Annotated in this window: 1 protein-coding gene; it reads right to left on the bottom strand. The window is 47.9% G+C overall.

Features of this window, described 5'->3' with window-relative positions; genetic code table 11:
• The coding region (locus ACL9RM_RS26625) for a condensation domain-containing protein (protein WP_414126719.1) at nt 1-332 on the bottom strand (332 nt) is incomplete at both ends.

Here is a 332-nt window from a genome sequence, read left to right as displayed (position 1 = left end):
GCCGGACGACCGGATACCACACCACCAAACACAACATCCTGATTATTATTGTATTGCTGTAAAATAACGCCCCACACACTTTGCAACAATGTGTTAATCGTGACATGTTGTTGCTTGGCCATTTGGTTTAATGACGCAGTCCGTTCTTTACCCAACCTAAAGGGCAGCTTTTCCGAAACATAGCTGGAATGGGAACCCGCACCGCTTCCGTCTGATTCTTCATTGCGTGTGACTACAGAAGCTTGTGCGTTCTCCCCAGGCAACAAGGTTTGCTGCTCAAAACCTGCCAAATAGTCACTCCAATAACGGGTCGCTTCCTGTGCATCCTGATG

Origin of the sequence: Paenibacillus sp. S29 (assembly GCF_049319765.1) — a bacterium.
Lineage (GTDB): Bacteria > Bacillota > Bacilli > Paenibacillales > Paenibacillaceae > Paenibacillus > Paenibacillus polymyxa_B.
This window is presented reverse-complemented; position numbering and strand designations above follow the sequence as displayed.